Annotated in this window: 8 protein-coding genes and 1 pseudogene; 3 read left to right on the top strand and 6 right to left on the bottom strand. The window is 48.4% G+C overall.

What is annotated here, in order from left to right:
- Positions 1-87 precede the first annotated feature (87 nt).
- Positions 88-480, bottom strand: a complete 393-nt coding sequence (locus tag L2082_RS17515; protein ID WP_446012041.1) for a ferritin-like domain-containing protein — start codon at positions 478-480, stop codon at positions 88-90.
- Positions 481-868: 388 nt separating this feature from the next.
- Here L2082_RS17515 and mutL point away from each other — a divergent pair, with 388 nt between their 5' ends.
- A complete protein-coding gene (gene mutL, locus L2082_RS17510; protein ID WP_446010196.1) occupies positions 869-2788 on the top strand; it encodes a DNA mismatch repair endonuclease MutL in 1920 nt (639 codons plus the stop codon).
- A gap of 42 nt (positions 2789-2830) precedes the next feature.
- Positions 2831-3916 carry an ATP-binding protein gene (locus tag L2082_RS17505; protein ID WP_446010197.1) on the top strand — a complete coding sequence of 362 codons (1086 nt, stop codon included), beginning with the start codon at positions 2831-2833 and terminating at the stop codon, positions 3914-3916.
- A 52-nt stretch (positions 3917-3968) separates the two neighbouring features.
- Here L2082_RS17505 and L2082_RS17500 read toward each other — a convergent pair whose 3' ends face one another.
- From L2082_RS17500 to L2082_RS17490, 3 genes are all read right to left on the bottom strand, one after another.
- Positions 3969-4880, bottom strand: a complete 912-nt coding sequence (locus tag L2082_RS17500) for a DMT family transporter (RefSeq protein ID WP_446010198.1) — start codon at positions 4878-4880, stop codon at positions 3969-3971.
- Positions 4881-5010: 130 nt separating this feature from the next.
- Positions 5011-5181: a hypothetical protein gene (locus L2082_RS17495; protein WP_446010199.1), complete on the bottom strand. Its 171-nt coding sequence runs from the start codon at positions 5179-5181 to the stop codon at positions 5011-5013.
- A gap of 97 nt (positions 5182-5278) precedes the next feature.
- Positions 5279-6715 (bottom strand): Fic family protein, encoded by a 1437-nt coding sequence (locus L2082_RS17490; protein WP_446010200.1) that lies wholly within the window; start codon positions 6713-6715, stop codon positions 5279-5281.
- Between the two features lie 235 nt (positions 6716-6950).
- On the opposite strand from L2082_RS17490, the gene L2082_RS17485 reads away from it, so the two are divergent.
- A complete protein-coding gene (locus L2082_RS17485) occupies positions 6951-7106 on the top strand; it encodes a hypothetical protein (RefSeq protein WP_446010201.1) in 156 nt (51 codons plus the stop codon).
- A gap of 69 nt (positions 7107-7175) precedes the next feature.
- On the opposite strand, the gene L2082_RS17480 is transcribed toward L2082_RS17485, so the two are convergent.
- The gene (locus L2082_RS17480; protein WP_446010202.1) at positions 7176-7385 is read right to left on the bottom strand and encodes a hypothetical protein; all 210 of its coding nucleotides are present in this window, start codon (positions 7383-7385) and stop codon (positions 7176-7178) included.
- A gap of 35 nt (positions 7386-7420) precedes the next feature.
- Positions 7421-7516 (bottom strand): annotated as a pseudogene (locus L2082_RS17475) (transposase); the annotation flags it as partial.

Genomic DNA, 7516 nt, shown 5'->3' with positions numbered 1-7516 from the left:
GTTGTCAAGGCAAGGGGTTAAACAACAGAGTATGCTTAAAATGTCCATTTTGTTCTCCTGAATGATTTATCGTTTACACAATAATAATCATCCAGAAGAGATTGACAATTGATTGGCGAAGGTATTGGTATTCAGGGTGTTATTATTAAAAGGCCCCAAGGTGGCATTGAGAAAACCGCATTCTCCGGTTTCTTGATTATATGGGCAGAGATACGGAATATCTGATCCGTACTGAGGTGATGTAAAATTTGGGCTCGTGTCCAGTGCGAGGCAGAGGTTTGCTGCCAGTTGCAGGTGCAGCATTTCTTCTATGATAACGCTGCGGATAATTTCAACAGCTTCGCAATGTTCTTCTTTAATGGAGCATATTGCCGTAATATAGAAGGGGAGGGTGTAAAATTCAACAGCAACAGCAGCCTGGGCGAGTTGTTGGACAAGCTCTTTTGTCCATTTTTTTTCTATATTTTTTGATGTGTTCATAAGGATTTGTACTTTCTCTAAGTATTACGGAAGGTGCCTGCTGAGATGACAGAGTACGGTTAGCGGGCAATAGGGAGAAGGTGATATTGTCGTGCAGAGGTGGTGATAAAAATGAATGTTGTTTTCAGAAAAAGGTTTCTCATATTTTTTCCTATGCTATGTTGCAAGTTAAGTTGCAATGGGTTGCAGAGTTCCTCTTGTTTTTTTTTAAAGGGTGCTATACAAAAGCTATGATACCCCAGGCTCAACCAGTTGACATGTTACTCTATGAATACTTCTCTGTCAAAACATTCTCTTTGCGGTTATTCTGAAGCTTCATGAGAAGCATTTGAACATTAATTCTTCTGTTTAGTTGTCCCTCTTTTGTTCCCTCTACAAGAGCAGGTATATGTCTAAAATACGCGTTCTCGCCGATCATCTTGCGAACCAGATTGCTGCTGGTGAAGTTGTTGAACGACCAGCCTCTGTGGTGAAGGAACTCCTGGAAAATGCCCTTGATGCCGGAGCTGACCGCATCAATATCCAGGTACAAGGTGATGGCACACGTCTTATCCGGGTGATGGATAATGGTTTTGGTATGGATCAGGACGATGTCTTGCTCTCCCTGGAGCGGCATGCTACTTCAAAATTACTTGAGGAAAGCCAGCTGACAGCTATCACAACCTTGGGGTTCCGGGGAGAAGCCTTGCCCAGTATAGCGTCTGTGTCCCGGATGTCGCTTCTTTCCCGTCTTCAGACAGCTGAAATCGGTACCAGGGCTGAAGTTCGCTACGGTACACTTCATGACCTCCATGATGACGGTTGTGCCTGTGGGACTCTCATTGAGGTGCGCAACCTGTTTGGCAATCTTCCTGCCCGGAAAAAATTTCTCAAAAGTAAACGGACAGAGCTGTTTCATATTGAAGAGGTGATTCGTAACCAGGCCCTTGCCCATCCTGATATTACCTTTTCCCTTCAGGTGGATGGACGGAAAACCCTTATCTTGCTGGCAGCAGGCCAGGAGCAGCGGGTTCGGGATGTTTTTCGTTATTCTGGTACTGTCCTTGATGTCTTTTCAGAGAATGAACAGGACTCCCTGATGGTGAATGGGGTTCTCCTCCTTCCTGATGCCTCTTCCACAGCCTCCACAACCCGCCTCCGTATTTTAGTCAATAATCGTCCGGTGCAGGACCGCATGATCCGTTACGCTGTTGCTGACGGCCTGAAGGGCGTGCTCATGAAGGGACAGCAGCCTGGCGGGGCCTTGATGTTGTCCCTTGATGCTCAGTTGATTGACATCAATGTTCATCCGGCAAAGCGGGAGATTCGGTTTCGACGTCCTAATGAGGTGCGGCGTTTTCTTGTCCGTGCCGTTGCTGAGGCTGTTCTTCGTCATCAGGAAGAGAAGCGTTCTGAACTCTTTCATCCCTCACAAGACAAATCAAGACAGACAGAGGGTGAAGCGCCATTGCCTGAAGCCAGCCTGTTAGATCAAGAAGAGCAGGAGAAAGATGTCTCAGGGAGCGTATCCTGTTATCCGCCTGTTCATTATTCCGGGCAAGATTTGAAACCCCAGCAGGCCAAACAGCAAACATATAGTGCAGAACCTGTTCCCTTTTCTTCGTTGTTGGATCAGCAGGATTCCTCACAGAAAACTGAGGGGCAGAAGGAGGTGGGAGAAAAACAGCCAGACAAACAAGGAAGGGAAGAGCGAGAGAACCAACCCAGCTCACAACCCGGTTATAATGGGTTACGTTTGATTGGGCAACTTCGTAATCTTTACCTCCTTTGTGAGCATGATGAGCAGTTAGTGGTGATTGATCAGCATGCAGCCCATGAGCGTATTCTCTATCAGCAGCTTCGTAGCGCATATGAAGAACGGGCTGTTGCTGTCCAGAATCTGCTCTTTCCAGTAACAGTGGAATTGGGACCTGATCATGCTGATACCTTAGAGCAGGAAGGAGAGGCTGTTGCTGCTCTGGGCCTGCACGTTGAATTTTTTGGTGATACCACCTGGGTTATTAAAGGGGTTCCTGCGATGGTTGGTACAATGGCCCCTCAGGAAGTGCTGTTTGATATTCTTGATGGGCTGGCTACCGCTTCAGGAGCCTCCCGTGCTGAAGCCATGCCGGAATGTGTTGATAACCTGTTGGCTTCCATGGCCTGTAAGGCTGCCATCAAATCAGGAAATCAATTGCACCCGGAAGAGATGCTTGCCCTGCTGCAACAGATGGAACAGAGTAGTTTTTTTTCACATTGTCCCCATGGCAGGCCGGTTTTGAAAACGTTTTCTCAAACTGATATGGCAAAGTGGTTTAGAAGGAGCTGATAAGCCAGGGAACAGAGTGAGAGACAAGATGAGGGAGATATTATGGATCAGGACAAGCTCAACAGCCAGGTTATTGCTGGCTTGCCGGTTGCTCTTTTTGTCGTGGATGATACGTACAGGATCATCGAATTTAACCCTGCTGCCGAGAAAATCACCGGTATGAAGCGCCAGGAGGTCCTGGGGAAGTCCTGTTCTGAAATTCTTTCTTCTAATCTCTGTGAACATCATTGTCCGCTCCGGGAAAGTGTGACAACAGGCCAGCCCTGCCTGGGCAGAGAGGCAATTATCCAGACGCGTACAGGCAAGAAGATTCCTATTATCCTGTTTGGACAGACAGTTGCAGCGAGTGACAGTAAAAGTGACGGCAAAACTGACCGCAAGATGCTCTATTTCATAGGGATCTTTTGGGATGCCACAGAGACTAAGGAGCATGCTGCGTATAAGCGTAACCTGCTCTCGCTTTTTACCCATGATTTGAAGGCCCCGGTGATGATCACAGGTGGTTTTGTAAACCGTTTGCTGGAGGGGAAGGCTGGGGCACTCAATAAAAAACAGATTAGCTATCTCCGAATTGTCCAAAAGGAACTTAAACGCCAGGAAGAGTATATTCAATCTTTTCTCCATGCCTCCAGGATTGAATCAGGCCAGATTGAATTAGAGTTGCAGCCCTGTGAACTTGACACCCTGCTCCAGGATATTATTACGGGTTTTAAGGTGCAGGCAGCTTTGAAAGGAATTGATATTGCGCTGGAAATCCCGCATGATTTGGGGGAAACCCTGCTTGATAAAGTGCATTTCAGCCGGGTAATTTCCAACTTGTTAGATAATGCGATTAAATACTCGCAAAGTGAGACCTTAGTTCAGGTTCTGGGCCGTATGACAGAGAAGCATTTTCTTTTTGAGGTCAGGGACCAGGGACCGGGTATCTCCTTACAAAATCAGACCCATATTTTTGATCATTATTACCGTCCTGCCCGCCATTGCTGTGAGCAGGGTTGCGAGCAGGTAACAGGAACCGGGCTGGGCTTAGCAGCGGTTAAGGCCATTGTTGAGGCCCATGCGGGTTCTGTCTGGCTGCGGAGTATTCCAGGGAAGGGGTGCTCTTTTTTTGTGGCATTACCCAGGTAACGGCTGCTTCCAGAAGTAGTCATGGAGAAGTTGGACTGGATCTGAACGTTACTCAGTTCGTGGTTACATCTGAAGGTGGGTGTTGGGGTGGCTGTCGGGCGTTTGAATATACGCCCAGTGCAGTCACTGTGACCAAAATGAGTCCCATACCGATGATCTGTGGGCCAACCAGGCTTTCATCTAAAACCACGACGCTGAATAGCGACGCGGTGACCGGTTCAACCATTGCCACTATTGAGGCCACGGACGGCGCGGTATGGTTCAGGCCGACAATATAAAGAAAGAACGACAATCCAGCGCCAAGCACACCCAGTACTGCAAACAGGGGCCAATCCGGTGTGTTCAGGGCTGCAACGATCTGGTCGACGTTGCCCGGCCAGATAAGGATGGTGGCCAGTGTTGCGAACGCTATCACGAGAATTGCCTGTGGGCTACCGTGTGGCGCAGCATATTTGAAGCCAAAAATGAATATCGTGTAGGACAGCCCGGCAAGCAGCCCGGCCCCCACGCCCATCGCTGTGACGCCCACTGAACCGATATCGTAAATTTGCGTAAGCAAGACGATGCCAAGCATGACCACCGCTATCGCAGCCCACTTCATCGGGCTGGGGCTTTCGAGCTTGAGTGCGAAGGATACAAGATAGACAAACACCGGTGCGCAATACATCAACGTAGCCGCTACCGCAACGCTGCCCTCTGCGATGCTCACGAAATAGAACGCAAAGTTGCCAGCTACGCCGAGACCGGCAATCGCCGACCAGAACCATAATCGCCCACTTGCCAATCCGCTGTAGTGCGGACGCAATGCCAGCCACACGAGGACAAACAGCAGCCCGATCGCGCCCCGGTAGAACGATACCACGAACGGATCCCAGCCATCGCTCATGAGGATCCCACCGATCCCTCCTGATATTCCCCAGCATAAGGCCGCCAGTACCACGAACGCCGTGCTCACACCCGCCATTGGATCTCCTTTTTGTATGATGATGGGATTATACCTGATGCGAACAGGCAGGGCAAGGGGATGGCGGATATAAAGGAAACGCTCTGAATCATGCTCGACTGAGGCCATTGTTCGTAGAGATGGGGAGAGCCTATTTCTCCGGCGGCTTCTGTTCCGTATCAGCGGTGACGGCACGATCTGCATTAACTGCCCATTTCAAATAGTCAATACCTGCCGATGCCGCAAGACCTATATGCAGGGCATCTTCTTCGCTATTGACCGGAATAGCCCCTTGAGCAATTAATTTCTCAGCAACTGACAAGGCTTGGTCAGATAGTGGTCTTCGCCTGAATACGATGCGTTGCTGTTCAAAAAGGCGGTGGAGAGAGAGGGGGTAGTGAAACTTGCCCCCTATTTAATCATCGAGAAATATCCGTCTGACCATCTTCTGTATTCCTGAATTTCATATTTTCTTTACTCTTCTGCCAGGCAGCAAACTCCGCAGGCCGAATGCGGTAACGGGCAATGATTCCCATATGCAGACGACTGATTTCTTTTTTGACCATTTCCACAAAAGCCAGCCGGTCTGCCTGAGCAAGTCGCCTCTCAGCATAACTGCTGATGACCGCTTCAGCATCCAGGCGACAATTCTGGACTATATCACCTATAAGTTCGTGCATCTCTTTTCTATAACGTAGCCTGAGCGGGTCTGGATCTGCCAAACTTTTCCTGACCGCATTGTATTCATTTGCTGAACGTTCGTAGGCCCATATAAAGAGGTCACGTAGCAGTTCATACCGATTCATTTCATAGACTCCCAATTGGGCGTCAATATAGGCGCGTTCAGGCACATCCAGGAACGTCAGTGGACAAAGGTTGTTTTTGATGAGGGAGATATTTGCACCGAGTCGGGATACTCTTTTGTTAACATCCTCAAAAGGCTGTAGATAGGGGAGTTGCACCATAATAAAAAATGCCTGCTCAAAAGGATCTTGGATTGTCGCTGCCTTATTGATGATTTCACGGAAATATTCTTCTATGAGTTGCGGCATTGCAAGCGGCACATACACTGAACCGCCGATATGTACGGGGCGCCAGCGCAATCGTCCACTGCTTTCAGGGTCAGGCATCAGGTTTTCTGACAACAGTCCGTGGAGACTGAGAAAGGTATACGTGTCAAAGCCAATGTCCTCAGCGCCATCAATAAGAAGTTCGATTGCCGCTTTGTGGTTGAGGATCATTTGTGCTTCCTGAGCACCCTTGCCTTCAGCGCATTGGCCCAGTTCAATGAGGCGTTCTGTGTCGAGCCGGGAGTAGGTGTTCCCCTCCAGGCGGCTGGAGGCCCAGGATAGGTCAATCAGCAATCGGCTTAAAATCGCGCGGCCATAGGTGCCCGCAGGGTGTTGCTGTTCTTCTGTTTCACCAATGTGATAGAGATGGGCACGGAGCGAATCGTCCAGATAATTTGTTGTGCCAGGAATGTAATCACTCAAAAAGCCCCGTTCATAGCCTACCGGAGTTCGGCCTGTGCGGCTTTGTCGAACATAGGCCATAATTTCGCGGCCTTCTCTGGAGATAGGAATATAACGCTCATAATCTTCTCTGGCCGTATCATCTGTGGGAGTTATCAGCTTGTCATGCTGGTCTGCAGGCAGTCTATAGAGCGTCGCTCGGCCCTTACCGACAACGGATATGTGTCCTTCAGCAACCAGTGCCGTTAGCCAGCGTTGAACTGTTCGTTTGTGAGGAGGGGCTTGCAAGCTCTGTATAATTTGCCTGACATCGGCACCCTGTGGATTGTCGGCTAAAATTCCCAGAACTTCTTTCTGTTGCCGGGTCAGGTCAGTTTTTGCCATCTTTATTTCCTTGGTTCAACCTTGGGAGACGAATTGCTATACTAAATCGCGACATATTGCGACATATTGCGACATATTGCGACAGTTATTGTGTCGTTATTTGTCGCGAAAGGCAAGAAAAAAGGGCGCTAAATTGAGCAATAGCAATATAAACAGCTTGATAGTCACGTAGTCACGTAGGTCTCATAGAGTTGAGCGAAATCAGACAGTTTAAGCAAAGAGCTGTCCGCTTTCGTTGCACTCAAGCGGACCTACATGGCTGATTATTGCTGACCATCCGTTGGACCGAGAGATCATAACAAAGCTGAAGGATGGGCTGTATGATATTGAATTGAAAAATGATGAGGTGGTGCAGTATGATACGGAGCAGGCAGGAGTGGTCTTCGCCTGAATACGATGCCCTGCCATTCAAAAAGGCGGTGGAGAGATAAGGTGTAGGGTTGTAAACTACAAGGAGGATTCAGCCTCGCTTTCTCCTCGCCTTTATTTCAGTTACAATTTCATCCATGCTCATTTTGTCAAATACCTTCTTTCTCTCTTCCGTGTAGTCGCCGAATCCGGTTGTGAACTGATTCAGAAAGCGTATTGTGTCCGCCGTTCCGAGCTTGCTGCTTAATAAAGCAATTGCTTTGATATTTATATCGTTCAACGTTGTCGCTGTAGCACTCATTTTTGGCTCATCGCAGATTAGTGGGGAACGCCATGTTCCGCAAATACTCTGAGCCTGAAATTTTCAAAATTTCTATATCCAAACGCAGTCCGAATAATGTTTCTTATGCTGTTATTGAGTCCTTCAACAAA

Source organism: Candidatus Electrothrix sp., assembly GCF_052785085.1.
Note: the sequence above shows the minus strand (reverse complement) of the source record. Positions and strands in the feature narration are given on the sequence as shown.